Origin of the sequence: Thalassolituus pacificus, from assembly GCF_025318105.1 — a bacterium.
Taxonomy (GTDB): Bacteria; Pseudomonadota; Gammaproteobacteria; order Pseudomonadales; family Oceanobacteraceae; genus Venatoribacter; species Venatoribacter pacificus.
This window is the reverse complement of sequence record NZ_JAOANI010000014.1, coordinates 171791-198262: the sequence shown is the minus strand read 5'-3', so window position 1 is coordinate 198262 and position 26472 is coordinate 171791. Positions and strand designations below refer to the sequence as shown.

Here is a 26472-nt window from a genome sequence, read left to right as displayed (position 1 = left end):
CTGCGGCTTTTTTATGCTTTTAACTCAGGATTCAGCACTGTCTTCCGGTTGCAGTTTTTTCAGCAATAACTCACGGATAGAGTCACAGGTGCGGGTCACAATAAAGACCGCAGAGCGTTCGTTATAGGCCAGCAAAGTACTTTCCAAAAAGCCCCATTTACGCTCAACCTGAGTGCGTAATTCCGCATCATCCAGTTCGGCAGTCAACGCCTTGAAGAGTTTATTCTGTTGTTCAATGCCGGTATCCGTTACCGACAGACCGCCAAAAATATTGATATTAAAAAACAGATAAGCAGAAACTATATGCTCAAGACTGTCGAGCATATTCAGTATGCGGCGGGTTTCATTATCCAGTACGGTCGTATCAGGAATACTGCCATCGAGAACGGCATACAGTTTGTTGTAATTTTCTTCCAGGCGGATAGAAAAGTTAACGTCTTCCGCTTTGGCTGCAAGCGCACGGTTGTCATTAACAAACTGCGTCATCTCCTGCCATGCGGGAGCCAGCTCAGGCCAGTTTGGTTTAAGAGCATTCGCCAATGTCTGGCCTTCCGCTAAAACGGTATCCAGACGCTGAGCGGATTTACGATCACCATGCTGTAAAGAATAAAGGCTGAATTCGGCACTGCTGCGATAGGCCAGTGTCTGCAATAACAAGCGCTGGCGCACGGTGTCTGCACTCAGATTGACCTGAGTCTGGCCATCAGTGGCTTTATTAACCGGGCTTTCGTCAGCATTTACCTGAGCTGTATTCATCAATACTGACCCAACGGTCACCATCAGTAACAACAGATGCTTCACTCGTTCGTACTCCTTGTTGGCGGTGAGCACTCGATAAAGAGCGCCGGACAGTTTACCTGCCGCTTGTTTTTTTTCATTGGCTGAACCTTCTCTTTAACCGGGCCACAGTGTCAATAGTGGTTTGTTATTAAGGCCGACACTAACCCCCGAAAATCTTCCATACATCCTTTTTATCACTAAGTAAGATAAGATTGTCGCGATAAAACATGACATTTGGCTATTCCGTTCTAATTCATACAAACGAATATGCCAATATTATTACAGAGGTTTTTAATGACCGAGCACAACATCAGCCACTGGCAACACTCCCATCATTTCAGTGGCAGCAACCCCGATGGCGAACGGAATACATTCTATGTTCTGCTTCTGACCGTCGTCACCATGGTTGCTGAAATCGTCGCCGGCGTCTGGTATGGCTCAATGGCGCTGCTGGCCGATGGCTGGCATATGGGCACCCACGTTGCTGCTTTTCTGATTACGTTATTCGCCTATCGCTATGCCCGTCGCCATGCCGACAATCCGGCTTACAGTTTCGGTACCGGGAAAGTCAATGTGCTGGGCGGATTTGCCAGTGCCGTTGCGCTGGCGGTGGTTGCGTTGGTGATGTTGGTTGAATCGGTGGTGCGGGTATTTGAACCACACGCCATTCAGTTTGATCAGGCAATTCTGGTGGCCCTGCTGGGTCTGGCGGTGAACCTGGTCAGCGCCCTGCTGCTGAAAGATCACCATCATCACGGTCATGATCATGGTCATCATGGCCATGCACATCACGACCACGACCACGATCACGATCACGATCACGATCACGATCACGATCACGATCACGATCATCATGGTGATCACAGCCATAGCGGCCATGACCATAATCTGCGTGCGGCGTACCTGCATGTGCTGGCCGATGCCATGACCTCGGTATTGGCCATTGCTGCCCTGCTTGGCGGTAAATACCTCGGTCTTAACTGGCTGGATCCATTAATGGGAATTGTTGGTGCACTGATTATTTCACGCTGGGCGATCGGCCTGGTAAAACAAAGCGCACCGGTACTGCTCGACGCCAGCATCAGCGATCAACAACGCGCCGCGATCCGCCAGACAATAGAGCAGGACGGTGATAATCAGGTGGCCGATATTCATATCTGGAAAGTCAGCGGTAATGATTACGCGGCGATTATTTCGCTGGTGACTCATCAGCCGCGCCACACCGACCACTACAAAGCGCTGTTAAGTCCTTTCAGCCAGCTGACACATATCACGATTGAGGTGAATGAGTGCCACTTACCGGAGTGCCCGGTGAACCGGCCGCAACATTAAGCGGAACCAAAACAAGACCGGAAACGTCTGTAGCAGAAAGTATCGATACCAGAAACAACGAACCGGAAACACAGTGCAAGGGAGTGCCAATGAATAATCTCGCAGATAATACCTGGTCTTTTGACGGGGAAGCAGTGCCTTTTTTCACCCTGCCCTACACCACCCGCATGACGGTTATCCGCCTGTCCTGCGGCTCGCTCTGGGTACACAGCCCTATTCGTCTGAATGAGGCGCTGAAACAGCAGATTGACCAGCTCGGTCCCGTTCGCTATCTGATCGCGCCGAATCAGCTCCATCATCTTTTTCTGCCCCAGTGGCAGCAACAATACCCCGATACCCAGCTGTTCGGTACTCAGGGCGTCCAGGATAAACGTCCGGATATTCGCTTCGACGGAATATTCACACCCGGCTTTACCGCCCCCTGGCAGGACGAGATACAACAACTGCTGTTTACCGGCTCCGCGGTAATGGAAGAAGCCGTCTTCTTTCACAAAGCATCAAAAATACTGATCGTCACAGATCTGATCGAAAATTTTGCTCCGCAGTCTTTTACCCCACTGAAACGCCTGCTGGCCAAAGCCGCGGGCATTCTCGCCCCCAATGGCAAAATGCCGGCCGACTGGCGTTTAAGCTTTTTGTTTCACAAAGCTGAAGCCCGCGCTCATATGCAACGGATTATTGGCTGGCAGCCAGAGAAAATCAGCATGGCACACGGTCTGATTATCGAAAAAGATGCCGTTGCTTTTCTGCACCGCTCATTCAGCTGGCTGAATCTTAAACAAGAGGATGTGCAATGAGAGCGTATACAGGTTCCTGCCACTGCGGCGCAGTAAGTTTTTCTTTTAAACATAAAGAAATAAGCGAAGGCCTGCGTTGCAATTGCTCCATTTGCATCCGTAAAGGCGCTTTAATGACTAGCTTTGTGCTGGCTGCGAATGAGATAACCATCAACGTACAGAATGATTCTCTGGCCACCTATGAATTTTCCAGCGGTATCGCCAAACATCACTTCTGCCGCCATTGTGGCATTTATACGTTTCACCAGACCTTGCGTAAGCCCGGTCATTACCGAATGAATATCGGCTGCATTGAAGGTATCGACCCGTTCAGCCTGCGTACTGAAGTGTTTGATGGTGCGGCGCTGTAAGGCGCCGCATTGCGCTTTTAAAAGTGCTTCAGCTCTTTTTACCAGCGTCTTCGGCAATGCGCTTCACTACCCGAGCAGCAGCGACAAAACCAAAGGTGCCGGTCACCATGGTCGCCGATCCAAAGCCCGACGAACAATCCAGCCGTGTGCTGTCTCCCTCGAACGATTTGGTCTGACACACGCTGCCGTCCGGCTGCGGATATTGCAATTGTTCGCTGGAGAACACGCAGGGAATGGAATAGTTGCGTGCGGCATTGCGCGAGAAATTGTACTCCCGCCGCAATATTGAGCGCACTTTCCGCGCCAGCGGATCATTAAAGGTTTTATTTAAATCGGCGATCTGAATCTGGGTAGGATCGGTCTGCCCCCCGGCGGCTCCGGTGGTCACAATCCGGATTTTATTGCGTTTGCAGTGGGCAATCAGGGCGGCTTTGTTTTTCACGCTGTCGATGCAATCAATCACATAATCCATGCCGGTATGGATTAATTCACGCTGATTATTGACGGTCACAAATTCCATCAGCGCATGCACTTTGCACTCAGGATTAATCCGACGGATACGTTCGGCCACCGCTTCGACTTTCAGTTTGCCGATATCGCCACCCAGCGCATGGATCTGACGATTGGTGTTGGTCACACAGATATCGTCCATATCAATCAGGGTAATTTCACCGACACCGGAGCGGGCCAACGCTTCCGCCGCCCAGGACCCCACGCCGCCAATGCCGACCACACAGACATGGGCGGCATGCAAACGCTGCAAACCGGCAACACCGTATAAACGGCCGATACCACCAAAACGATCAAGATAGTCGGGAGTCATGCACACCTTCAGAAACACCGGGCGTACATCGCAAAGAATGCCGCCGTTAACAGAACGGCGCGCAGTATATCAGAGGCTTGAGACGCGGGCTGCCTGCAGATCCGTGGCAGCCGAAGCCTGAACACTGACGGCAGAATCTTTACGGCGTAACCAACGGGCGGTTTCAGCAATGCGGCGCAGCGAAGGCTCACCACGGTCATACTTCAGCAGCAACGATTTGGCTTCCGAGGCCGGCAGTTCTCCCATCAAGCCCGCTTTCAGCTCAGGGATCGGCGCAATACGTGCGGTCAATGTGCTGACCAGCAGAGGCAAAAAAGATGCGGATAAACGCGCATGCTCACGGTAGTTCAGAGTAACAACCGCAGCGTCACCGTCATGCTCAATGGTCAGATGATCGTTGGCTTTCAACGGGCCTTTGACCAGAGCGAAAAAGGTGTTCAGGTCGGCAGCATAGGTAGTCCAGACATCATCGCTGTGTACCACGGCAAAAGCTTCCTGCCATAACTGACGAAAACGATAAGCACTGATCTTTTCTTCCACCACCTTAAACTCAAGGCGCTGTGGCGCGACAGCCGAGGCTGACTCATGGCTCTCTGTACCCACCGGAGCGGTATAGAGTGCTGTCAAAAACCAGGGTTTATTGAGCGTCTGAAAAATACCAACGCCCTGTAACTCATCAGCCTGACACTGGAAGGACCAGATCAGGGCAACAACAACGGTTAACAGATTACGCATGGTGAAGCCTCCACTCCTGCTTTCAAACAACTCAATAAACACCCGTATCATGTGCCCGCCGACCATCGCGCTCAACGACCCTTTGCGCCATTAGAGAAAGGTTTTGCAACCTTTGAAAGTGTGACCTAATTCCTTGTTTTTAATAATAAAAGTGGATCATCAATTGTGCGCAAGAACGAAGCGGAAAGGGATATCAAACTCGAAACTTTCGCCCTGCAACAGGTCTGGTACCGGAGGGTATGGCGCGGCTTTTTTCGCCGCCCGCAACGCCGCCCGGTCGAGTAACCTCAGCGCCGAACTTTCACTGGTGTCGGCCAGTAATAGCTCACCGTCTCGGTTCAACTGCAAGCTCACGCGTACCGTGCCTTCCAGGCGTTTACGCAAGGCCTGATCCGGGTACTGAACCTGGTGATTGGCCTGACGCAACAAGGCACGGTAATACTGCATTTCAGCCTGCTGACGGGCAATCATCAGCGCCTTTTCCTGTGCCTCTCTTTCGCGCAGCATTTCCTGCTCGGTGTTCAAGCGCTCAGCAAGCGCCGGCGATAGATTTTCAGCCTGTTTTTCCCCGGCGGCCGGAGCAGCCAAAACAGCCTCCTGCACTCGGCGCGATGGCTCCTGTGACGCAGGATGTGACAATTTTGGTACATTCGATGCCACCTTTTGCGCCACCCCCGTTACATTAATAGCCCGTACCTCAGGCGCGGCTGTGACGACCTGCGACTCCGCAGTGTGACCGCCATCACGCTTCTGCCATCCGGCAATAACCTCTGCCCGTCCCGGCTTAACCCTTTTTGCCTCCCAACTGACCTCCAGCTGCGCGCGTGCTGCGGGTTTCATCCGCAACAGATCTTCACGAAATCCCGGCGACTGCGGAAATTTGCCAATCCAGGCCGCCAGTAACAAGCGGACAAAACTGCCATCGCTGATCACCAATACCTCAATGTCATTTATCAGTACCCGGCATGGTCCACTTTCATTGGAAATCAGCAGCCGGTCGCCTTCCAGCAGATCATCCTTCAACAGGTTGGTAAAACGGCTGACATCCTCAACCCGGGCATTCATCTCTGCTTCGCTCAGATTAATCGCCAGCCCCTCATTCCACAGGCGATAGAAACGCCGCGGCGAAATACGCTCCGCCAGCACACGGATTTCCAGGCTTAATGGCTGCTCAGCCGTCAACCATTGCCGACTGTCAGACAAATCACTGTAAATAGCCGCCAGATAGACATCGTTATTCAGCCGGCGATAAGTCCCCATCGCCTGCAGCTCAAGCGCCTGCGAAGGCACCAGCCAGAACACCAGAAAGAAAAGTAAGAAGCGCATCGTCGGTCATCCTGAGAGATTTCCGGCGATTCTAATAAGAAAAGATGACAGAAAATTGTCGGAGCCACCCATCCTGACGATCCGCACAAGATCAGGGATCAGGACAAGTTGACCAGCTCAATAAAAGACGTGAGCGGCAATGCATCGCGTACCAGCTGCTCCTGGCGTTCGGGGTTGCGGATATCCTGCAGGGTTACCCGTGCCAGCACCTGAGTAATTAACTGGTTAATCCCCCCCCAGTTGGCCGATAACGAGCAACTGGCGGTGATATCACATTGGTGATCATCGGCCGCACATTCGGTCAGAGCGACCGGACCTTCAAAGGCCTGCACCACATCCAGCATGCGGATTTGTCCCGGTGCACGGGCCAGGCGGTAGCCGCCACGGGCACCACGCTGCGCCATCACCAGGCCACTGTCGACCAGTGCTTTCATCACCTTGCGTACCGTCGGCAAGGCCAGCCCGGTCAGACCGGCAATGTCATCGGTCGACAGCTTAAGCGCCCCGGCCTGCGCCAGCTCGTTCAATACAACCACACCATAATCGGTGAGCTTGCCTATTTTCAGCATACAACCTGCCTTGTCTGATACATGGATAATGCCCAGACCAAACGAGAATTTGTCGCGATTGGTCAGAATTCATCCGCTTTGCTAGAATGCGCGCATCCATTAAAGCATACCAATACGGTATTGATTAATATACCCGACTAAATTACTCTGTTATTACCCTGACTTGCGTTAGAATGTCGCGCTGAAACAGCGCACAGCCGATCGGGCATCCCTCAGGACGAAGCGGATGACATCGGGGTAAACGCCAGACGCGGGTCCGGCAGCAAAGCAGGCTCACTGAACGAGCCAACGTGCAGATCGGGCCGCATCCATACGAGAGAGTTCACTATGAGCAGCAACGCTGAAATCGAACGCCGCATTGGTAATGAATACCAGGCCGGCTTTGTTACCGACATTGAATCAGACACCATCGAAGCGGGCCTGAGCGAAGATGTTGTGCGTTTTATTTCCGCCAAAAAAGGTGAGCCCGAGTGGATGACCGAATGGCGTTTAAAAGCTTTCCGCGCCTGGCAGGAAATGAAAGAACCAAGCTGGGCAAATGTGCATTATCCGGAAATCGACTTCCAGGCACTGTCTTATTACTCCGCGCCGAAAAGCATGGCCGACAAACCGAAAAGCCTCGATGAGGTTGATCCGGAACTGCTGCGCACCTATGAAAAGCTGGGCATTCCACTGCACGAGCAGATGGCTCTGGCCGGCATTGCTGTGGACGCCGTATTCGATTCGGTATCGGTTGCGACCACCTTCCGCTCCAAACTGGCCGAAGCCGGTGTTATTTTTATGCCGATTTCCGAAGCCGTGCATGAGCATCCGGAACTGGTAAAAAAATACCTCGGCACCGTGGTGCCACAGCGCGACAATTTTTACGCTGCACTGAACTCAGCCGTATTTTCCGATGGCTCCTTTGTGTATATCCCTAAAGGCGTGCGCTGCCCGATGGAACTGTCCACCTACTTCCGTATTAACGAAGCCAAAACCGGTCAGTTTGAACGTACCTTAATCATTGCCGACGAAGGCTCCCACGTAAGCTATCTCGAAGGCTGCACCGCGCCGATGCGCGATGAAAATCAGCTGCACGCAGCGGTGGTTGAACTGATTGCACTGGACAACTCTGAAATTAAATACAGCACCGTGCAAAACTGGTATCCCGGCGATAAAGAAGGCAAAGGCGGTATTTACAACTTCGTAACCAAGCGTGCCGTTGCCCACACCAATGCCAAAGTCAGCTGGACGCAGGTGGAAACCGGTTCGGCCGTCACCTGGAAATACCCAAGCTGTGTATTAAAAGGCGACAACTCGGTGGGCGAATTTTATTCCGTCGCATTAACCAATAATTATCAGCAGGCCGACACCGGCACCAAGATGATTCACCTGGGTAAAAACACCCGCTCGACCATTATTTCCAAAGGTATTTCGGCCGGTAAAAGTCAGAATGCTTATCGTGGTCTGGTGCGTATGAACCCAACCGCAGCCGGTGCACGTAACTACACCCAGTGTGATTCACTGCTCATCGGTGACCAGTGCGGGGCTCATACCTTCCCCTACATCGAAAGCAAGCATCCGTCGGCGGTGATTGAACACGAGGCCACCACCTCAACGGTGAGTGACGACCAGTTGTTCCTCTGCCGTCAGCGCGGTATCGATACCGAGAAAGCCGTTTCTATGATTGTGAACGGTTTCTGTAAAGAGGTATTTAAAGAACTGCCGATGGAATTCGCCGTAGAAGCCGGGAAGTTACTGGAAGTTTCATTGGAAGGCTCTGTCGGCTGATTCAATGCCTGACGTTACACCTCCGCACATTAAAAAATTGCAACTCATCCGCCGCGGCGGATGACAGACTGAAAAAAGGTACTGCTAACCATGATCAGCATTAAAAACCTGCACGCCAACGTTGAAGACAAAAACATTCTCAAAGGTCTGAACCTGGAGATTAAACCCGGTGAAGTGCACGCCATCATGGGACCAAACGGTGCTGGTAAAAGTACGTTGGGTAATGTGCTGGCAGGTCGTGACAATTACGAAGTGACCGAAGGTACAGTCGTTCTGAATGGCAAAAACATTCTCGAGATGGAGCCAGAAGAGCGCGCCCGTGAAGGTCTGTTTCTGGCGTTTCAGTACCCGGTAGAAATCCCCGGTGTCTCCAACCTTGAATTTTTAAAAGCCTCTGTGGATTCCGTTCGCGCTCATCAGGGCAAACCGGCACTCGACTCCGTACAATTTTTAAAACTGGCGCGGGAAAAATGCAAAGCCGTAAACCTTGACCAGAGCTTCCTCAAGCGTGGTGTTAACGAAGGCTTTTCCGGTGGCGAGAAAAAGCGCAACGAACTGATGCAAATGATGCTGCTGGAACCTTCCCTGTGCATCCTCGATGAAACCGACTCCGGTCTGGATATTGATGCCCTGCAGGTGGTCGCCGAAGGCGTGAACGCCATGCGCGATGCCAACCGCAGCTTTATTGTGGTTACCCACTATCAGCGTTTGCTTGATTACATCGTACCGGATTACGTACACGTACTGGCCAATGGCCGTATCGTAAAATCCGGCGGTAAAGAACTGGCGCTGGAACTGGAAGAAAAAGGCTACGGCTGGCTGGAAAGCGCAGACAACGGAGCGGCGTAACATGGCAGAACAGTTTCACGCACAACAACTGGCGCTGGCTTCTGAGCAAGCCCGCAATCCATTACTGGCCGCATTAAACGCCGCCGGTCAGCAGGCTTTTGCCGCCGCCAGTGTGCCTAACCGTAAAACCGAAGCCTGGAAATACACCTCGCTGCATAACCTGCTGACCGGTGATTTTCAGCGTACTGCCAGCCAGTCGGAATTAACCGCTGAGTTGCGCGAAGCGGCAACCCTGGGCAATTTAAAAGCACCGCGCCTGGTGTTTGTTAACGGCCAGTTAAATAACGAATTGTCTGATGCCCTGGCGCTGGAACAGGTCACCCTGTTCAGCCAGGCCAATGCTGCGCAGCAAGCGCTAATCAGCCAACATCTGGGCACTGTTCTGGCACAGGCCGCCGATAACAAAAGCGGCAGCGCACATTTATTTAACGATCTGAATAATGCCGCCGTTAATGATGGCGTGCTGATTCATATCGGCAAAAATCAGCGCCTTGAACAGCCACTGCAGATCAGCTGGCTGACCACAGCAGAAGCGCAGCCTTTCAGCCTGAACGGCCGCCTGCTAATGATTCTGGAAAATGGTGCCGAAGCCACACTGGTAGAACATTACGCGTCAGACGAACAGCAGCAGAACAGCTTTACCAACGCACTGACCGAGCTGGTAATAGGTGACAACGCCCGCCTGCAACATTACCGTCTGCAATTAATGCAGGAAGATGCCCTGCATATCGGCAGTACGCATGTAGCGCTGGCGCGCGACAGCCAGTACAACGCGTTCCATCTCGGTTTAGGCACACGGCTAACCCGTAACGATATTGTGATTAATCACAACGTTGGTGGATCGCACTGCGAGCTGAACGGCGTGTACATTCCGCAAAATCAGCAGCTGCTGGATTTCCACACCTGCGTTGAACACAAAGTACCGCATTGCACCAGCAATGAGGTGTTCCGCGGCATTATGAATGACAAAGCCCGCGCCGTTTTTAATGGCCGGATTCATATTCATCCGCAGGCGCAGAAAACACTGGCGCAGCTGAGCAATAAAAACCTGCTGCTGACCAACACCGCCGAGGTTTATACCAAGCCAGAACTGGAAATCTATGCCGACGACGTGAAATGTGCCCATGGTGCTACCGTTGCTCAGCTGGAAGAGAAAGCCATGTTCTATATGCAAAGCCGTGGCATCAGCAAAAAAGAAGCCGAAGTCATGCTCAGTTTCGGCTTTATTAACGAACTGCTGGAAGCCCTGCCACACGAAGACATTGCCTCGGTACTGCGTCCATTACTGGCACGCCGTTTTGGTCGCGACCAATCATTAAGCCGCCACCTGCTGGAAAACGACATCAGCGGAGATAACGCATGAGCAGCCTCAGTGCGGAACAATTAACCAGCCTGCGCCAACAGTTCCCTGCCCTGCATCAGGAAGTGAACGGCAAGCCATTAATTTATCTGGATAACGGCGCAACCACGCATAAACCGAACGCGGTGATTAACGCGCTGGTTGATTATTACCAGCAGCATAACTCCAATGTTCACCGTGGTGCTCACACCCTGAGCGACCGTGCCACCGAGTACTTTGAAAACGCCCGTAAAACCGTGCAGTGTTTTTTAAATGCGGCAAAACCAGAAGAAATTGTCTGGACCAAAGGCACGACCGAGTCGATCAACCTGGTGGCCGCAACCTGGGGCAGAAGCAATATTAAAAGCGGTGACCGTATTCTGGTCAGCGCGATGGAACATCACGCGAATATCGTTCCCTGGCAAGTATTGTGCGAACAGACCGGTGCCGAACTGCAGCCCATCCCAGTGCTGGAAAATGGTGAGCTGGATATGGTGGCCTTTGAATCTTTACTGACGCCAGACGTAAAGCTGGTATCAGTGGTGCACGTATCCAATGCACTGGGCACGATTAATCCAGTAGCTGACATTATTCGTCTGGCTCATACCAATGGCAGTAAAGTGCTGATTGACGGTGCCCAGGCGGTTGCCCACTGGGACATCGACGTACAGGCTCTGGATGCCGATTTTTATGCGTTCTCCGGCCATAAACTGTTTGGACCGACCGGCATTGGCGTACTTTATGGTAAAGAAGCATTACTCAATGCTATGCCGCCCTATCAGACCGGTGGCGAAATGATTGAACACGTCAGCTTTGCCAAAACCACTTATAACGGTCTGCCGTATAAATTCGAAGCCGGCACCCCCAATATTGCCGGAGCAATCGGCCTTGCCGCTGCCGTCGATTATTTAAACGGCCTTGATCGTGTCGCCCTGGCCGCGCATGAAGATGCATTACTGGCCCGCGCCAACGAACGTGCAGCAGAAATTGGCGGCATTCGGATTATTGGTAACGCGGCGCATAAAGCCTCGGTGTTTGGTTTTATTCTTGAAGGCGCACATCCGGCTGACGTTGGCACCCTGCTCGACCAGCAAGGCATTGCCGTGCGTACCGGGCACCACTGCGCTATGCCGATTATGGAACAATTTAAAGTACCGGGTACCGTACGGGCGTCTTTCACTTTCTACAATACACTGGAAGAAGTGGACGCTTTGTTTAAAGGCCTGGAAAAAGCCAAAATGTTTTTACTCTGAGGATGGAAGGACAATGACGACCGAAACCTTTGATCCAAACGCACAGCCTGCAACATACGATCCCAACGCTATTGCCAGCGCAAGTATGACAGAAGCGGCCATTAACCATATCCGCAAACAGCTGGCCAAAAATCCGGCCATGAAAGGCATTCGCCTGGGCGTTAAAAAAAGCGGCTGTTCTGGTTTTAAATACGATATCGAATTTGTTGAACAGGCTCATGACGGTGATCAGACCATTCAGGTGGCCGACGACATTCAGTTATTCATTGCTGCCGATGCCGCACCCTATGTACGCGGAACCGAAATTGATTTCAGTAAAGAAGGTCTGAACAGCACCATTAAGTTCAACAATCCGAATGCCAAAGATCTGTGTGGCTGCGGCGAATCGTTTTCTGTCTGACCAACGCAGCCTACGTTGCCTGAAGTTTATTGCACAACGCTGTAACGTTTATGAAGCGCTGTAAGCGCAGTCGCTTCACCAAGGAGTAGATGTGGAAAGAAGAATGGTCGTGGCTCACTCAGCCTGCCCTGCGCGAATGGTGCCATCCGGTACGCCGACCACCATTCCGGCTGGTAGCTTTGTAACCATTAATCAGGCGCTCGGTGGCAATTACACCGTCACACTGAATGGTAATATGCTGCGCGTTGATGGCACCGATGCCGCAGCGCTGGGCCTGGAATCCGAAGAAATTGAATTTGAACAACGCAGTGATGGCTTAGTCCACGAAGACCAGATTCGTCAGGCGCTGCGCACCATTTACGATCCGGAAATTCCGGTTAACCTGCTCGACCTGGGGTTAATTTACGGCATTCATATTGATAACAAAGCGGTTAAAATTAACATGACGCTGACCGCACCGACCTGTGGCATGGGGCCAGTGTTAATTTCTGATGTTAAATACCGTGTTGCCAAAGTCCCGAATGTAGAAAGCGTTGAAGTCGAACTGGTCTTCGATCCACCCTGGGGTCGCGACATGATGACGGAAGAAGCGCAATTAGAAGCGGGTTTATTCTTCTGATAAAAAAACGGGGCCGAGGCCCCGTTTTTCGCGACTGAAAGTAGCTCCCACAGAAAATAGCGCTCAGCCTAACTCGCTTGACCTCAGTGATCCGGTTCTTTAGTTCCCGCCGGATTCAAATCCAGCAGCATGTGGCCATAAATCGACTGGCTCTGTAAATCCACCACAATCACCATCGCGACGCCCTGATACTGACTGTTAATCAGCACGTGTTCATATTTGTCGTCCATACGGTACACATGGGTGACATTACCGGCACGGCAATCGGCAAAGGCAAAGTCTTCTGCCGGAATCGCGGCAACGTATTCCCAGAAATCAACAATCGGTTCGCCCGCCTCAACCCGCTTAGGGTTGGTGCGGGTTTCATGGAATTCCAGCGGATTCAGCTTACGGGTTTGCATTTAAAATTTCTCGTTAAAACAGTTTCTTCAATTTATCTTTGGCTTTTTCTGCCGCTTCTTTTTTCTTGCGCTCGGCTTCAGCTTTAGCGGCTGCCTTTTCTGCATCCAGTTTGGCTTTGGCTTCTGCTTTTTCACGCTCTGATTTTTCGCGGGCTTCACGTTCCTTCTGCGCTTGGTAATCTTCCAGATTCTGACCAGCCAGCTGCGATACTTTGCTCAGTCGCTGCTCCAGTGTCCCTTCAAGCTGATTAAACTCGCCAAGCTTACCGGCATAATCACCGATATAACGTTGTAGCTTCTGATCCAGTTTCGCCTGTAACTTCGCTTCCAGCTCCGCTTGTTTATCTTTCAGGCGGGCACCGAAAGCGGCGTTCAGCTGCTTATCCAGATCAGAGCCTAATTTAAAGTCAGGGCCGGTAATCTTCCCACTGGCACTGGCATTAACATCAAACTGCTGTACTTTTGCCAGCGCCAGCCCCAGTTCTTTGGCAAAGGTTGTTTTACCCTGACTGCGGAATTGAGCACGACCAAACTGCGCATCACTTTTAGCATTCAGCTTACCCTGGCTGACAACCGCGAGCCCCTGAATCTGTACCAGTGAGGATGCCAGTTTGGCTCCGGCAACGCCCAGGTTCATATCACGCAGCTGCCAGTCTTTTATGTTCAGCGTCAGCGTATCAGTACCCGGCGTTTTACGGTGGTCGAGTACAATATCCACGCTCATATCTTCAACCTGCTTTAAGCCTGAGCCGTTAACCAGAATACGTGTCGGACGCCCGAGCACCGACGGTTCACTGGTAATATCCTGCGCATTAATCAACAGATTTCCGGAAGCTGTGCTCGCTGTCAGCTTCGCATTGCGCAGTAAAAATCCCGGCCACGGGTCAGCCGACGGAAAATGCACAAAGCGGCCATCACGCGGTGCTCTGGCTGTTTCCTGCGCAGCATTTTCCTGCTCGTCTTTCGCCAGGTAGGGTTTTACTTTTTCGTACCAGTACAGCGCTTTTTCTGCCCACTCGCCGGCTTGCTCGCCAAACAGTAAAGCACTCATATTGGCCGCACCACCGGCGTTCAGCTGGTATTTACTGCGGATACTTTTAAGATCGTCTCCCGGTGCTGCTTTTAACGCTTTGAGCTTATCGCTGATATCGCTGCGGGCATCCGCCAGCGTTTTCCTGGCGCTGGCAATGGCCGCTTTATCCTGCTTAAAGCGGGCTTTCAGTTCGTCCAGTTTCTTTTTACGGGCTTTAAAATCATCCAGCGATTTAAAACTGCCAGAAGTCAGGGCTTTTAATTCCTGCTCGTACTGGCTCAGAGCTTTATCATCGGGAACATTACGCAGCGCATTATCGACAGCATTTTTATGGCTGGCATAACTTTGCTGGAATTCATTACCCGCATGTTCCGTACGCAGCGATTCACGCGCCAGAATGTCATCCGCACTGGGCAGTTCGACATTTTTCAATACAGAATTGTTGTTTTCTTTTTCGGCAGTCTGTTCAGCGACAGTCTCCTCCTGAGTTGCTTTTTTCTCCAGTGCGCCAGAGGTCTTGCGGGCGGTATTAAACTGCAGATTATCGACGGCCAGATCACGGATAATGGCTTTGCCTAAAAACAGTGGTGCCAGTTCCAGTTCGGCGGTGGCTGTATCCAGCTGCAACACATTGCTCATCGGTTTGCGGCTATCAGCCACCGTTAAGCCATGAATCACAAAGCCCAGAGGGTTTAAACTGAGCGACACACTGTCGACTTCGACTTTGGCGTCAGCCGCATCGGAGCCAAAGGTTTCGATGCCTTTTTCAATTAACGGGCCGGCAACAAATAAGAACAGTGCTGCCACGATAAGAGAAATAACGATAAATGCGGCCAGGCCTGACCAGCGAATCCATTGCTTCATAGCCTTACTCCGCGATTGATTTGTACAGGTTATAGAACTTAGAGGCTTTTAATACCTGCGCAATTTTGAGCTTATTGAACCACGCCAACAAACGATGACGATAAAGGTTAATCAATACTTTACTGAGGACAAAAACCGGTACGGCCGCCAGCAGACCAATAATCAGACCTCCCAGAACCAACGAATGATTAAACGCCGTCATACGCCAGAAATCGTTCTGATACATTGCCTGCCAGGTGTCCACTAACGCCGGATTCGCCAGCAGGCTTTCTCCCAGACGCGCCGCATAAGGATCAATAAACCAGGCCAGTAACGAAAAGGCGGCCACTCCGAGGAAAAATGCACTCAGATTGATGCGCAGAATAAAAGCCAACAGCACAATTAAAGCGTTATGAACGCTCATTAAGGGAGTCAGGGCGACGATCAGCGCCAGTGAAAAAGCCAGTGCGATCTGACCCGGCGCCGATTCAGAATTCAGCGCTTTCAGCAATTTGGCCAACATACTTAACATAATGCGTTCCCGGCATCCGATTGAATGCCCAACACTATACCATGTGACTTGTGACGGAACAGTGGACGTCACGGGTCAGATAAAACCAGAAAAGAAAGCGGCTCAGCCTCTGCGGAAACGCAGCGCAATCAATACCCCGGTAATAATCAGCGCCATCGCCAGCAGACTGAGCATGTCGGGAATTTCCGCCAGAATCAGGCTGCCCAGCAGGGTTGCCAACACCGGCACCAGCAGTTGCAGTTGTGCCGCACGCTGCAGTCCCAATGCCGGTAACAGACGATACCAACCCCAATATCCCAAACCGGAAGCCAGCACGCCGGACGCCAGCGCCAGCAGGATGCCTTGCCAGGTCAGCGCGCTGACAAAACCATCGACATCAACGCTGGCATCTTGCACCCACCACCAGCCAAACAGGGGTAACAGCAGCAAAGTGGCACTGACAAAAGCCCCCTGCACATCACGCAACGGTTGCGCAGACCCCTGACCGAGCACCACAAAAGCCGCCCACCCCAAACCAGACAACAACATGAGGGCAGAAGGTATTAAGTCCGGCAGTTCATTACCCGGCAACAGCAGCATCACCAAACCGATAAAGGAAATAACCACTCCGGCCAGTGCCATGCCCTGCAGCCTCTGACCACGACGGTGCGCCACCAGCAACAAACTGAGCTGAACGGTGGCAAATAAAATAAAAGCCCCCACGCCGGTATCCAGCGCAAGATAGGCATAAGCAAAAGCCAGCGCATACAGCAGCAGAGCTGATCCGGTCACCAGGTCGCGGCGCTGTAACTGAGGGCGACGGTTCAGCAGCAACAATAAGGTCAGTGTGAGAGCGCCACTGCCGAGACGCAGCAGACTGAAGATCAATGGATCAAGGTCGTAAACCACCAGCGCCCAGCGGCACAGTAAAGAGTTCGCGGCAAAAGCCAGCAGCACACACAAGGTCAGCACGAACATACAAAGACTCCGGTCAATATCGGGCTGACCGGTGAACGCATCAGGCCAGCTCTGAAGTGGCCAGACGTTCTACCAGATCTTCTTTGATGTCCAGATATTCATGCTCCGGCAAAGCGAGATGCTCCAGCGTGCGGACAAGCAGCCGGTCCAGACTGGCGCGGCTGGCAAAATTCCAGTAGCGGTGATACTCCTGACTGATATCTTTGGCCAGGATCAGCAGCGCATTAGCATTTTTGACGTCATCACTCACCTGAGCCTTCCCCATCAAAGCCGCCTGAGCGTGGGCCTGCAGTGCCAGTGCAGCCGCCACAGAGTCCGGCATAAACCAGTCATGAGCTAACCGCCCTGCCAATTCAAAACGATCGGTGGCGTAACGTTCGCGCTCTGCTTTACGGGTTTGAGCAGCATTACAGTTTGCCTGCGCCCTGACCCACGGCTGATAGTCCGGATAATTCGTGCGCATCACCGCCGAACCAATGTCATGCATCATGCCCAGACTGTAAGCATGATCGGCACTGACAGGGTTCGATCTGATATGCGGCAGGCGTTCCGCCAGGCACTGGCACAGCACCGCCACTTCCGTGGCGCTGTCCCAGAATTGTTGCCAATGTCCTTCTGCATCCAAACTGCTGCGCAGCGCGACGGATTGAATCAAGGCAGCCACTCTGGGCATTCCTAACACTGATAAGGCGTGATCAACCGAGTGAATACGTTGCGCACGGCGGAACAGCGGGCTGTTAACGATCGCTAATACGCTGGTGTAAAGGGCAACATCCTGCTTAATCAGTTCAGCCATTTGCCCGGGGTTGGGCTCTGCGCTGCGGAGAATCGTCTGTAGCTGCAGTAACAGCTCGGGGCGTGGTGGAATCATCAATGGCGTTGGCATGACGCTTTTCTTGTCTTCTTTATCAATTAATATTTGTACCGCTCTGCAAGATAGTTGAAAATTCGCCACTGTTGCGTAAAAAACATCAATTTTTTAGTAATAAAACGTCACACTGATCCATTAATCTGCATCTTTCCGGAGTTTTGTCCTGATTGGAAAATTCAAAGGACAAACCTGACGCATATCGTCGTTATTTTATGTGATTGTTTCAGCATCCGTGCAAAAAAGGACGGTGCCTTGCGGCGAACTGGCCAGGCAAGACAATCCGGTACATAGTGAAGACCATGCTAAAAAAACGCAGCAATGCACAGAATCCTGCCACTGGGGCAAGCGAGTGATGTGTAATAAATCAGTAAAACAACGGATTGTGATTATTCCACACAAGTAAACAATGCATTCCGTATGGCTGACCTAGTCACCGTCCGGAGGAGCCGTTATAAATCTGTCATGAGATTTACAGCAGCTCTCTGTGGGCTTATCGGGATACTTCCCGGCCTGTCATCCACCGATATCAGATCAACAAGACTGCTAAACGACGCAACCGTCACTTTACGAGGACATTATGGGAAAATTTGAACCACGTATCCGCTACAGGCTCCTTCTCGCAGCGGCCAGCGCAGCATTGCTGACTCTGGCCGGATGCAGTGAACAGCAAGCGGCTGCACCACAAGCAATGCAGATGCCCCCACCGGCGGTTGATGTAGTCACCCTACAGAGCCAGCCTCTGGAACTGAAAGACACCCTGGCCGGACGCGTATCGGCATTCCGTACGGCGGAAATCCGCCCTCAGGTTAACGGCATTATTCTCAAACGCTTCTTTGAAGAAGGCGCGACGATCAACGCCGGCGACAAACTGTATCAGATTGATCCGACCCTCTATCAGGCCGCCTTGGCCAGCGCTGAAGCTCAGCTGACCGTCGCAGAAGCCAACGCTTATGCTGCCAGTCTGAAAGCCAAGCGCTACAAAGAGCTGTCGAAAAAATCAGCGATCAGTGCGCAGGAAGTGGATGACTCAGAAGCCGCAGCCAAACAGGCTGATGCTCAGGTTAAAGCCGCTCAGGCCGCCGTGCGCAGTGCCAAAATCAACCTCGGCTATACCAAGATTACGGCACCGATTCCGGGTGTTATCAGCCGTTCAACCATTACCGAAGGTGCGCTGGTTTCTGCTCAGCAGGCAACCGCTCTGACCACCATCCGTCAGCTGTCACCGGTGTATGTCGACATTCAGCGTCCGGCTGCGTCTCTGGTGAAGATGAAAAATCCATCGCTGTCACGCGTGGTCACCGTTGAACTGGACGATGGCACCCCCTACAGCGAATCCGGTGAGCTGCAGTTTGCGGACGTCAGCGTTGATCCGGGTACCGGCACCGTCAACGTCCGTGCGCAGTTCGACAACAAAGAAGCACTGCTGCTGCCAGGCATGTTCGTACGCGCTAATGTACCCAGCCAGCGTATTGAAGATGCCATCCTGGTTCCGCAGATTGCCATCATCCGTCAGGCCAATGCTGTTACCACCGCGATGGTTGTTAATGAAAGCAACACCGTTGAAATGCGGGTGGTTGAGGTCAGCCGTGCGATTGATGACCAATGGCTGGTAAAAAGTGGCCTGCACAATGGTGATCGCGTGATTGTCAGCGGGCTGCAAAAGGTAAAACCGGGCATCGTTGTTGCCCCGGAAGAAGCCAAGACGACCAGCGCCAAGCCTTAAGGAGAATCCTGAAACATGGCTAAGTATTTTATCGACAGGCCGATTTTTGCCTGGGTGATCGCCATCATCATTATGCTTGCGGGCATCATGTCGGTGATCACGCTGCCGGTGCAGCAGTATCCGACCATCGCCCCGCCTTCGGTGCGTATCAGTGCTGTTTATCCGGGTGCCTCGGCACAAACACTGGAAGACAGTGTGACGCAGGTTATCGAACAGAATATGACGGGGCTCGACAACCTGTTGTATATGTCCTCACAAAGCAGCAGTGCCGGTAGTGCCACCGTGACTCTGACCTTTGCCGCCGGTACCGATCCGGATATCGCGCAGGTGCAGGTACAGAACAAACTGGCGCTGGCCGAGGCTTTGCTGCCGCAGGAAGTTCAGCAACAAGGTGTCAGCGTTACCAAAGCCTCCACATCGTTCCTGATGGTGGTTGGTCTGGTTTCAGAAAATGCCGGTATGAGCCGGGCAGACCTGTCCGACTTTGCCTACAGCCAGCTGAAAGACCCGCTGTCCCGTACTTCAGGCGTGGGTGAAATCCGCGTATTTGGTTCGCAGTACGCCATGCGTTTATGGCTGCAACCGGAAAAACTGAATGCCTTTGGTCTGACACCACTGGAAGTCAAAGCGGCGGTGGGCGAGCAGAATACGCAGTTCGCCGCCGGTCAGCTGGGTGGTTTGCCTGCGGTGCAGAACCAGCAGCTGAACGCCACGATCATTGCCCAGACCCGTCTGGAAGCGGTCGATCAGTTTGAAAATATTCTGTTAAAAGTAAATACCGACGGTTCTCAGGTACGCCTGAAAGACGTTGCCCGCGTCGAGCTGGGTGCGGAAGACTACTCGGTATCCAGCTTTTATAACGGTAACCCGGCTGCGGGGATTGCCATTCAGCTGGCCTCCGGTGCCAACGCACTGGATACCGCCAATGCCGTACGGGAACGCATCAGTGAGCTGTCTGCGTTCTTCCCGGAAGGCGTCAAAGCGGTGTACCCGTACGACACCACGCCGTTTGTACAGATTTCTATCGAAGAAGTGGTTCAGACCCTGATCGAAGCCGTTGTGCTGGTGTTCCTGGTGATGTACCTGTTCCTCGGTAACTTCCGTGCCACGCTGATTCCAACCATTGCCGTTCCGGTGGTTCTGCTGGGTACTTTTGGGGTTATGGCCGCCTTTGGTTACAGCATCAACACGCTGACTATGTTCGGTATGGTTCTGGCCATTGGTCTGCTGGTGGACGACGCCATTGTTGTGGTGGAAAACGTTGAGCGGGTCATGGACGAAGACGGCCTGTCACCGAAAGAAGCCACCCGTAAATCCATGGGTCAGATCACCGCCGCACTGGTCGGTATTGCTCTGGTGTTGTCTGCGGTATTCGTACCCATGGCCTTTATGAGTGGCTCCACCGGTGCCATTTACCGTCAGTTCTCACTGACCATCGTATCGGCCATGTTGCTGTCGGTACTGGTGGCGCTGATTCTGACCCCGGCACTGTGTGCCACACTGCTGAAGCCTGTTCACAAAGGTGAACTGGAACATCAGAAAGGCTTCTTCGGCTGGTTTAACCGTACCTTCGCCAAAGCGACCGACAAATACATGGGCGGCGTCAGCGCCACCCTGAGCCGTCCGGTACGTCTGGTGGTGATATACATCATCATGCTGTTAATCATGGCGTTCCTGTACGTGCGTCTGCCGACCTCCTTCCTGCCGGAAGAAGATCAGGGCGTGCTGATTAACCTGGTGCAGCTGCCGCAGGGTGCCACACTGGAACGCACCAACAAGGTGATGAAAAAGCTGGAAGAGCACTTCCTCAGCGAAGAAAGTGTGGAATCCATCTTCACCGTTGCCGGCTTCAGCTTTGCCGGTCAGGGTCAGAACATGGGTCTGGCATTCGTTAAACTGAAAGACTGGGATGAACGTAAAGACCCGTCACAATCCGCTAATGCGATTATTGGCCGTGCCTGGGGCGCCGTCAGTCAGTTTAAAGATGCCACCGTCTATCCGATTAACCTGCCTCCGATTCCCGAACTGGGCGTTGCGTCAGGTTTTGACGTGATGTTGCAGGACCGTAATAACCTGGGTCATGACAAGCTGGTGGGCATCCGTAACCAACTGCTGGGCATGGCGTCACAAGACCCTCGTCTTGCTGGCGTGCGTCCGAACGGCATGCAGGATGTACCGATCTTCCGTATCGATATCGACTACGAGAAAGTGAAGTCTCTGGGTCTGAATATCAGCGACGTTAACTCAACGCTGAGCACCGCCTGGGGTGGCTCGTACGTGAACGACTTCCTCGACCGTGGCCGGGTAAAACGCGTCTATCTGCAGGCTGATGCACCGTACCGCATGCTGCCGGAAGATCTGGAGCAATGGTACGTGCGTAACCGCGATGGCGAAATGGTGCCTTTCAGTGCCTTTATCACCACCCGCTGGGACTTCGGTTCGCCACGTCTGGAGCGCTATAACGGGGTTCCTGCGCTGAACATTCAGGGTCAGGCGGCACCGGGACTGAGTACCGGTGATGCGATGCAGGCCATTGAAGAGATTGTGGCCAAGCTGCCTGCCGGTGTCGGTATTGAATGGACGGGGATGTCGTATCAGGAGCGGGTTGCCGGTTCTCAGGCTCCGCTGCTGTATGCCATCTCGCTGCTGGTGGTATTCCTCTGTCTGGCAGCATTGTACGAGAGCTGGTCGGTGCCCTTCTCCGTCATTCTGGTGGTACCACTGGGTATTCTGGGTGCGTTGATTGCGGCCAACAGCCGTGAACTGGCGAACGACGTTTACTTCCAGGTCGGCCTGCTGACAACCATTGGTTTGTCGGCGAAAAACGCCATCCTGATTGTGGAATTCGCCAAATCGCTGGTGGATCAGGGCAAAGGCGTTGTGGAAGCAACACTGGAAGCGGCCCGTATGCGTCTGCGTCCGATTCTGATGACCTCCATGGCCTTCATTCTCGGCGTACTGCCACTGGCCATCAGTACCGGCGCGGGTGCCATGAGCCGTCAGGCCATTGGTACCGGTGTAATCGGTGGTATGTTGGCAGCTACCTTCCTGGCCATTTTCTTTGTGCCACTGTTCTACGTACTGGTGATGAAACTCACCCACAAGCTGCGCGGCCAGAACGCTCAGTAAGTGTCAGCGCCCGGTATCACCGGGCGCTTTTTTCTTTGTTTGTTCCTTCCCCTGCTTTCCTTTAATCGTTTATTCCTTTCCTTGTTTGTTGTCTTTATTTATTGATATCTGACAGGTCAAAAAGGGACAGCCACATCTTTCACTTGCACTTTTTGTCCTCATCGCACTACCCTCTGCAGCAATACAATAAATAACAATAAGAAGGTTCCTTATGTTACGCACTCTGATGATGACGTTGCTGCTGACAGCGGCGGCTCCATTATGGGCAATCACCGTAGAGAACGTCGATGTTCCTGAGGTTGTACCGGCCACCGCTGATTCACCAGAAATGACGCTGCGCGGCGCTTCTGTCCGTCGTGTTTATGGTTTTGTTGAGGTCTATGTTGGCGCGTTATACCTGAAGAACAGCGCGTTGGAAGACAAAGAAGTTATCCGTGTCGACGATCCGCGCCGCATGGTGTTTTACGTGACATCCGAGCGGGTAAGCGCACGACGTTTTACCAATGCCATTCAGGAAGGCTTAGCCATTAATATCACCACCGGTGAAATGGCGGCCATGAGCGAACGCGTTAACCAACTGGTCAGCCTGTTTGATCACAAGTTTGTCGAAGGCACTGTGGGTTATATCGAGTGGGTTCCGGATCTGCAGGAGTCCCGTATCGTGATTGACGATACCGTGCGCGGCAGTGTTCCCGGTAAAGATCTGAACGATGCTTTGCTGAAGATCTGGATCGGCGATCACCCGGTCAGTGAGCGTTTTAAAGAAGAAGTGCTGGGCCACCGCGACAGCTGACTAAACCCTAACGGCAGTATTTTTTTATCTTGTCGTTCAGAGCATCACGTCGCTGACGTTTCCGCTGCATCGCTTCAAGACTGGTTGAGCCATAAGGTTTGGCACTGAACAGGCGCAGATCGTAGCGCGCCTTGTCGCATTTAGCAGCACGCTGCTGCGCCTGTTTCTCTGCTCTTTCCTGCGCCAGACGCTGTGCTTTGCGTTTGGCTTTATGAGCTTTTTCTTCTGCCCGGTAATCGCGTCCTTCTGTCAGCGAACGTCCATCCCGCTCAGCCTCATCCGGTTCATACTGATTCAGCGGTTCAAGCTCTACCGTTTCGGCATGTTGCTGTGATGGCGGACGGTCAGAAAACTGCACCCGGCCCTGGTCATCTACCCAGCGATAAATATCAGCCTGCGCAGACAGGCTGTTTAACAGTAATAAACCAAGCAGATAGTGAACACTCATCCTTGAGCCTCCTGTCATTGGCGGCCTGCTGAGCTGGCCGGGAAATTACGCTTGTGCCACCAGATTGCGGATCAACAGTTGCACACTCTGGCGACCACGGAATTCATTCACATCCAGCTGAAATACGCAGTGCGCCCATTCAGCCTGAGGTTGTGGCCAAACCGCGGGATCAATATTGAACCAGATCGCATCCAGCGCCAAATCCGAGCCTTTAGGCTGCAACACCAGTTTCAGATGACGTTCACCGACAATGCGCTGCTGTACCAGGCGGAAATCGCCACTGAACAGCGGCTCAGGAAATGCCTGCCCCCAGGGCCCGCCCCAGCGCAGAAGCTGCGCCAGCTCAAGGCTGAATTCCGCCGGGCTGAGCTCACCATCGGTTTCAATCCGCTGCTGCAACTGCGCGTCGCTCAGATGACGGCGACAGACGTCATCAAATAAACGCGAGAATTCTGCCAGACCGCTGGCATGCAAGGTCAGCCCTGCGGCCATCGCATGACCACCGAATTTTTTCATCAGATGTGGCGCGCGTTTATCAACTTCATCCAGTGCGTCACGCATATGCAAACCGGGAATCGAACGCGCCGAGCCTTTCAGCATGCCCTGTTCATCCGCTGCCATGGCAATCACCGGGCGATGTACTTTCTCTTTGATGCGCGACGCCAGAATACCAATCACGCCCTGATGCCAATCCGGTTGAAACAGACACAGTCCGGTAGGCAGATTATCTTCCGCCTCAAAGCGGCTTAAATACTGCAGCGCTTCTGCCTGCATGCCCTGCTCAATATCGCGCCGGTCACGGTTCATTTCATCCAGCGTCTGCGCCAGCTGTAATCCGCGTCCGGCATTGTCGGTCAGCAGGCATTCAATCCCCAATGACATATCATCCAGCCGACCGGCGGCATTGAGGCGCGGGCCGATGGCAAAACCAAAATCGGCGGCAATGATGCGCGACGGCTCACGCCCGGCAACCTGCAGCAAGGCCAGAATGCCAGCACTGGCATGTCCGGCACGGATACGGCGCAAACCCTGCTCCACCAGAATGCGGTTGTTGTAATCCAGTGGCACCACATCGGCCACGGTTGCCAGTGCAACCAGATCGAGCAACTGAGCCATATTCGGTGCCGGTTGCGGCAACTGACCCAGTTCGGCCAGACGCGCGCGTAACGCCAGCATCAGGTAAAACACCACGGTACAACCACAGGCAGCTTTGCTGGGAAATTCACAGCCAGGCTGGTTAGGGTTCACAATAGCGGCGGCTTCAGGCAGGGTGGCCGCAGGCAGATGGTGATCGGTTACTAACACCGGAACCCCGGCCGCCTGTGCGGCTGCGATGCCTTCGTGGGAGGCAATGCCGTTATCCACCGTAATAATCAGGTCCGGCTTCATCGGCAGCGCCACCTGCACCAGTTCCGGTGACAGGCCATAGCCAAAATCAAAACGGTTAGGCACCAGATAATCCAGCTGCTGCGCACCCAGCAAACGCAGCGCACGGATGGCCAACGCGGTGCTGCTGGCACCATCGACATCAAAGTCGCCGACCACCAGCAAACGCTTCTGCTGAGTCACCACCGGCAATAAAAGCTCCACCGCAGCGGTGATGCCTTTCAGCAGAGAAAATGGCAGCAAGCCCTGCAGGCTGAGCTCAAGCTGTGAAGCCTCGGCGATACCACGGGCGGCGTATACACGCTGCAGCACCGGATGCACTCCGGCTAGTTGAATGTGTTCGGGAAGAGAGCGCTGGCTGATCTGAACCATGGAGTTATCGTCTGAAAAGAAGGGCAAGAATGCGCTTGCATCGCGCAAAACATAAGAGCGGCACAGTTTACCAGTGATGGGCGTTATTGTCCGGGGCTGTACGCTTGCCGGCACGCTCAGCAGATGCTCGCACGGGCCGGCGACGGCGGACTTATTCCTGCGGTCTTACTCTGACAAAACGGGCAAAACGAGGTAAACCATGCTCGGTCAGACCGTTGTAAGAAAACGTTACCTGCGCACCGAGCGGCGGCGGAGAGAAACGTTCGTCATCACTGAAACCGGTTCCCAGACGGAATTCGCGGCCATCGGCGGTACGCACCACCAACGCCCCCAGTGCGCCACGATATTTGCCTTCACCGGCAACATAGCCCACCACTTCAGCTTCATCGTCCTGACTCAGCTTCATTTTTAATAAATCGTCGCTGCGTGCGACCTGATACAACGACTGGCTGCGGCGCAGCATTAAGCCTTCACCGCCGGCTGCGGTAATCATCTGCAGTTTTTTTTCCAGCTCCTGCTCACTGCTGACTTTGCTTTGATCGAGTACTTTGAGTTGTGGATTCGCCTGTTGTGCCACCAGCGTGCGTAATACCCACAAACGCTCGGTAAAAGGTACTGCCATTTGCGGCAGATCGAACACCATGTATTTTACTTTCATCCAGTCGGCATCATTGGGGTGGTGACGCCTGACCAGTCCGCTGACAAAAGAGAACTGACCACGGCCCGCCCATAATTCACCATCGAGAGGATTTTTCGGTAAGGAAGAAAGAAACCAGGCCGGTGCATTAATCGGTCGGCCACTGCGGGTTAAAAGCTGATGGCCATTCCAGTAGGCGCGGACGCCATCCAGTTTTTCGCTGACATAATATTGCGCAACATCGATGCCTTTGCTGTACACCTTGGCCAGCATCAGCGGTGGCGGCACGATGTCCGAAGCCATCACCAGTTGTGGCCAGAGCCCAACCAGTAAAATAATCATCAGTGTTATTACATTATCCATGGCCTGTCCTCCCTGAACTCACCATCAGTCTTTACTGCATGC

General features: G+C 53.0%; 25 protein-coding genes. 12 read left to right on the top strand and 13 right to left on the bottom strand.

Annotated elements, in window-relative coordinates; translation table 11 throughout:
- Positions 1-24: 24 nt before the first annotated feature.
- Positions 25-801 carry a hypothetical protein gene (locus tag NYR02_RS05625; protein ID WP_260975406.1) on the bottom strand — a complete coding sequence of 259 codons (777 nt, stop codon included), beginning with the start codon at positions 799-801 and terminating at the stop codon, positions 25-27.
- A 273-nt stretch (positions 802-1074) separates the two neighbouring features.
- Here NYR02_RS05625 and dmeF point away from each other — a divergent pair, with 273 nt between their 5' ends.
- The 3 genes from dmeF (at position 1075) to NYR02_RS05610 (ending at position 3259) form a co-directional block, all read left to right on the top strand.
- Positions 1075-2112, top strand: a complete 1038-nt coding sequence (gene dmeF, locus NYR02_RS05620) for a CDF family Co(II)/Ni(II) efflux transporter DmeF (RefSeq protein ID WP_260975405.1) — start codon at positions 1075-1077, stop codon at positions 2110-2112.
- 89 nt (positions 2113-2201) lie between these two features.
- The gene (locus tag NYR02_RS05615; protein ID WP_260975404.1) at positions 2202-2909 is read left to right on the top strand and encodes a DUF4336 domain-containing protein; all 708 of its coding nucleotides are present in this window, start codon (positions 2202-2204) and stop codon (positions 2907-2909) included.
- On the top strand, positions 2906-3259 hold the full coding sequence (locus tag NYR02_RS05610) for a GFA family protein (RefSeq protein WP_260975403.1): 354 nt from the start codon (positions 2906-2908) through the stop codon (positions 3257-3259). The genes NYR02_RS05615 and NYR02_RS05610 overlap by 4 nt, the downstream gene beginning before the upstream one ends.
- A gap of 28 nt (positions 3260-3287) precedes the next feature.
- On the opposite strand, the gene tcdA is transcribed toward NYR02_RS05610, so the two are convergent.
- The 4 genes from tcdA to NYR02_RS05590 form a co-directional block, all read right to left on the bottom strand.
- A complete protein-coding gene (gene tcdA / locus NYR02_RS05605) occupies positions 3288-4082 on the bottom strand; it encodes a tRNA cyclic N6-threonylcarbamoyladenosine(37) synthase TcdA (protein ID WP_260975402.1) in 795 nt (264 codons plus the stop codon).
- Positions 4083-4151: 69 nt separating this feature from the next.
- Positions 4152-4817 (bottom strand): hypothetical protein, encoded by a 666-nt coding sequence (locus NYR02_RS05600; RefSeq protein WP_260975401.1) that lies wholly within the window; start codon positions 4815-4817, stop codon positions 4152-4154.
- 159 nt (positions 4818-4976) lie between these two features.
- Complete coding sequence (locus NYR02_RS05595; protein ID WP_260975400.1) at positions 4977-6143, bottom strand: TonB family protein; 1167 nt, start codon at positions 6141-6143, stop codon at positions 4977-4979.
- 98 nt (positions 6144-6241) lie between these two features.
- Positions 6242-6712 carry an SUF system Fe-S cluster assembly regulator gene (locus NYR02_RS05590; protein WP_260975399.1) on the bottom strand — a complete coding sequence of 157 codons (471 nt, stop codon included), beginning with the start codon at positions 6710-6712 and terminating at the stop codon, positions 6242-6244.
- Positions 6713-7039: 327 nt separating this feature from the next.
- Here NYR02_RS05590 and sufB point away from each other — a divergent pair, with 327 nt between their 5' ends.
- The 6 genes from sufB to sufT all read left to right on the top strand — a co-directional run bounded on the left by sufB (position 7040) and on the right by sufT (position 12942).
- Positions 7040-8482 (top strand): Fe-S cluster assembly protein SufB, encoded by a 1443-nt coding sequence (gene sufB / locus NYR02_RS05585; protein ID WP_260975398.1) that lies wholly within the window; start codon positions 7040-7042, stop codon positions 8480-8482.
- 90 nt (positions 8483-8572) lie between these two features.
- Positions 8573-9331 (top strand): Fe-S cluster assembly ATPase SufC, encoded by a 759-nt coding sequence (gene sufC / locus NYR02_RS05580; protein WP_260975397.1) that lies wholly within the window; start codon positions 8573-8575, stop codon positions 9329-9331.
- 1 nt (position 9332) lies between these two features.
- Positions 9333-10694 carry a Fe-S cluster assembly protein SufD gene (gene sufD / locus NYR02_RS05575; protein WP_260975396.1) on the top strand — a complete coding sequence of 454 codons (1362 nt, stop codon included), beginning with the start codon at positions 9333-9335 and terminating at the stop codon, positions 10692-10694.
- On the top strand, positions 10691-11923 hold the full coding sequence (locus tag NYR02_RS05570) for an aminotransferase class V-fold PLP-dependent enzyme (RefSeq protein WP_260975395.1): 1233 nt from the start codon (positions 10691-10693) through the stop codon (positions 11921-11923). The genes sufD and NYR02_RS05570 overlap by 4 nt, the downstream gene beginning before the upstream one ends.
- 13 nt (positions 11924-11936) lie before the next feature.
- Positions 11937-12323 carry a HesB/IscA family protein gene (locus tag NYR02_RS05565; RefSeq protein WP_260975394.1) on the top strand — a complete coding sequence of 129 codons (387 nt, stop codon included), beginning with the start codon at positions 11937-11939 and terminating at the stop codon, positions 12321-12323.
- 91 nt (positions 12324-12414) lie between these two features.
- Entirely contained in the window at positions 12415-12942 is a 528-nt protein-coding gene (gene sufT / locus NYR02_RS05560) for a putative Fe-S cluster assembly protein SufT (RefSeq protein ID WP_260975393.1), read from the top strand.
- Between the two features lie 83 nt (positions 12943-13025).
- Here the strand turns inward: sufT and NYR02_RS05555 are convergent, their stop codons facing one another.
- The 5 genes from NYR02_RS05555 to NYR02_RS05535 form a co-directional block, all read right to left on the bottom strand.
- Positions 13026-13343 carry a hypothetical protein gene (locus tag NYR02_RS05555; RefSeq protein WP_260975392.1) on the bottom strand — a complete coding sequence of 106 codons (318 nt, stop codon included), beginning with the start codon at positions 13341-13343 and terminating at the stop codon, positions 13026-13028.
- A gap of 13 nt (positions 13344-13356) precedes the next feature.
- Positions 13357-15240 (bottom strand): TIGR03545 family protein, encoded by a 1884-nt coding sequence (locus tag NYR02_RS05550; protein ID WP_260975391.1) that lies wholly within the window; start codon positions 15238-15240, stop codon positions 13357-13359.
- 4 nt (positions 15241-15244) lie between these two features.
- Positions 15245-15751, bottom strand: coding sequence for a TIGR03546 family protein (locus NYR02_RS05545; protein ID WP_260975390.1), 507 nt, complete (start codon positions 15749-15751; stop codon positions 15245-15247).
- A 102-nt stretch (positions 15752-15853) separates the two neighbouring features.
- Positions 15854-16708, bottom strand: a complete 855-nt coding sequence (locus NYR02_RS05540) for a DMT family transporter (protein ID WP_260975389.1) — start codon at positions 16706-16708, stop codon at positions 15854-15856.
- Between the two features lie 40 nt (positions 16709-16748).
- A complete protein-coding gene (locus NYR02_RS05535; protein WP_260975388.1) occupies positions 16749-17594 on the bottom strand; it encodes an HDOD domain-containing protein in 846 nt (281 codons plus the stop codon).
- 562 nt (positions 17595-18156) lie between these two features.
- Here NYR02_RS05535 and NYR02_RS05530 point away from each other — a divergent pair.
- From NYR02_RS05530 to NYR02_RS05520, 3 genes are all read left to right on the top strand, one after another.
- Complete coding sequence (locus NYR02_RS05530) at positions 18157-19302, top strand: efflux RND transporter periplasmic adaptor subunit (RefSeq protein WP_260975387.1); 1146 nt, start codon at positions 18157-18159, stop codon at positions 19300-19302.
- Positions 19303-19317: 15 nt separating this feature from the next.
- Positions 19318-22431 (top strand): efflux RND transporter permease subunit, encoded by a 3114-nt coding sequence (locus NYR02_RS05525; protein ID WP_260975386.1) that lies wholly within the window; start codon positions 19318-19320, stop codon positions 22429-22431.
- Positions 22432-22642: 211 nt separating this feature from the next.
- Positions 22643-23224, top strand: a complete 582-nt coding sequence (locus NYR02_RS05520) for a chalcone isomerase family protein (protein WP_260975385.1) — start codon at positions 22643-22645, stop codon at positions 23222-23224.
- 7 nt (positions 23225-23231) lie between these two features.
- Here the strand turns inward: NYR02_RS05520 and NYR02_RS05515 are convergent, their stop codons facing one another.
- From NYR02_RS05515 to NYR02_RS05505, 3 genes are all read right to left on the bottom strand, one after another.
- A complete protein-coding gene (locus tag NYR02_RS05515) occupies positions 23232-23672 on the bottom strand; it encodes a DUF4124 domain-containing protein (protein WP_260975384.1) in 441 nt (146 codons plus the stop codon).
- Between the two features lie 45 nt (positions 23673-23717).
- A complete protein-coding gene (recJ, locus tag NYR02_RS05510; protein ID WP_260975383.1) occupies positions 23718-25430 on the bottom strand; it encodes a single-stranded-DNA-specific exonuclease RecJ in 1713 nt (570 codons plus the stop codon).
- A gap of 151 nt (positions 25431-25581) precedes the next feature.
- On the bottom strand, positions 25582-26430 hold the full coding sequence (locus NYR02_RS05505; RefSeq protein WP_260975382.1) for a DNA ligase: 849 nt from the start codon (positions 26428-26430) through the stop codon (positions 25582-25584).
- Positions 26431-26472 lie beyond the last annotated feature (42 nt).

Bases quoted from the DNA above. Each gene is read 5' to 3' on its own strand.
- dmeF (WP_260975405.1), top strand. From the start codon at position 1,075: ATGACCGAGCACAACATCAGCCACTGGCAACACTCCCATCATTTCAGT.
- NYR02_RS05615 (WP_260975404.1), top strand. From the start codon at position 2,202: ATGAATAATCTCGCAGATAATACCTGGTCTTTTGACGGGGAAGCAGTG.
- NYR02_RS05610 (WP_260975403.1), top strand. From the start codon at position 2,906: ATGAGAGCGTATACAGGTTCCTGCCACTGCGGCGCAGTAAGTTTTTCT.
- tcdA (WP_260975402.1), bottom strand. From the start codon at position 4,082: ATGACTCCCGACTATCTTGATCGTTTTGGTGGTATCGGCCGTTTATAC.
- NYR02_RS05600 (WP_260975401.1), bottom strand. From the start codon at position 4,817: ATGCGTAATCTGTTAACCGTTGTTGTTGCCCTGATCTGGTCCTTCCAG.
- NYR02_RS05595 (WP_260975400.1), bottom strand. From the start codon at position 6,143: ATGCGCTTCTTACTTTTCTTTCTGGTGTTCTGGCTGGTGCCTTCGCAG.
- NYR02_RS05590 (WP_260975399.1), bottom strand. From the start codon at position 6,712: ATGCTGAAAATAGGCAAGCTCACCGATTATGGTGTGGTTGTATTGAAC.
- sufB (WP_260975398.1), top strand. From the start codon at position 7,040: ATGAGCAGCAACGCTGAAATCGAACGCCGCATTGGTAATGAATACCAG.
- sufC (WP_260975397.1), top strand. From the start codon at position 8,573: ATGATCAGCATTAAAAACCTGCACGCCAACGTTGAAGACAAAAACATT.
- sufD (WP_260975396.1), top strand. From the start codon at position 9,333: ATGGCAGAACAGTTTCACGCACAACAACTGGCGCTGGCTTCTGAGCAA.
- NYR02_RS05570 (WP_260975395.1), top strand. From the start codon at position 10,691: ATGAGCAGCCTCAGTGCGGAACAATTAACCAGCCTGCGCCAACAGTTC.
- NYR02_RS05565 (WP_260975394.1), top strand. From the start codon at position 11,937: ATGACGACCGAAACCTTTGATCCAAACGCACAGCCTGCAACATACGAT.
- NYR02_RS05555 (WP_260975392.1), bottom strand. From the start codon at position 13,343: ATGCAAACCCGTAAGCTGAATCCGCTGGAATTCCATGAAACCCGCACC.
- NYR02_RS05550 (WP_260975391.1), bottom strand. From the start codon at position 15,240: ATGAAGCAATGGATTCGCTGGTCAGGCCTGGCCGCATTTATCGTTATT.
- NYR02_RS05545 (WP_260975390.1), bottom strand. From the start codon at position 15,751: ATGTTAAGTATGTTGGCCAAATTGCTGAAAGCGCTGAATTCTGAATCG.
- NYR02_RS05540 (WP_260975389.1), bottom strand. From the start codon at position 16,708: ATGTTCGTGCTGACCTTGTGTGTGCTGCTGGCTTTTGCCGCGAACTCT.
- NYR02_RS05535 (WP_260975388.1), bottom strand. From the start codon at position 17,594: ATGCCAACGCCATTGATGATTCCACCACGCCCCGAGCTGTTACTGCAG.
- NYR02_RS05530 (WP_260975387.1), top strand. From the start codon at position 18,157: ATGGGAAAATTTGAACCACGTATCCGCTACAGGCTCCTTCTCGCAGCG.
- NYR02_RS05525 (WP_260975386.1), top strand. From the start codon at position 19,318: ATGGCTAAGTATTTTATCGACAGGCCGATTTTTGCCTGGGTGATCGCC.
- NYR02_RS05520 (WP_260975385.1), top strand. From the start codon at position 22,643: ATGTTACGCACTCTGATGATGACGTTGCTGCTGACAGCGGCGGCTCCA.
- NYR02_RS05515 (WP_260975384.1), bottom strand. From the start codon at position 23,672: ATGAGTGTTCACTATCTGCTTGGTTTATTACTGTTAAACAGCCTGTCT.
- recJ (WP_260975383.1), bottom strand. From the start codon at position 25,430: ATGGTTCAGATCAGCCAGCGCTCTCTTCCCGAACACATTCAACTAGCC.
- NYR02_RS05505 (WP_260975382.1), bottom strand. From the start codon at position 26,430: ATGGATAATGTAATAACACTGATGATTATTTTACTGGTTGGGCTCTGG.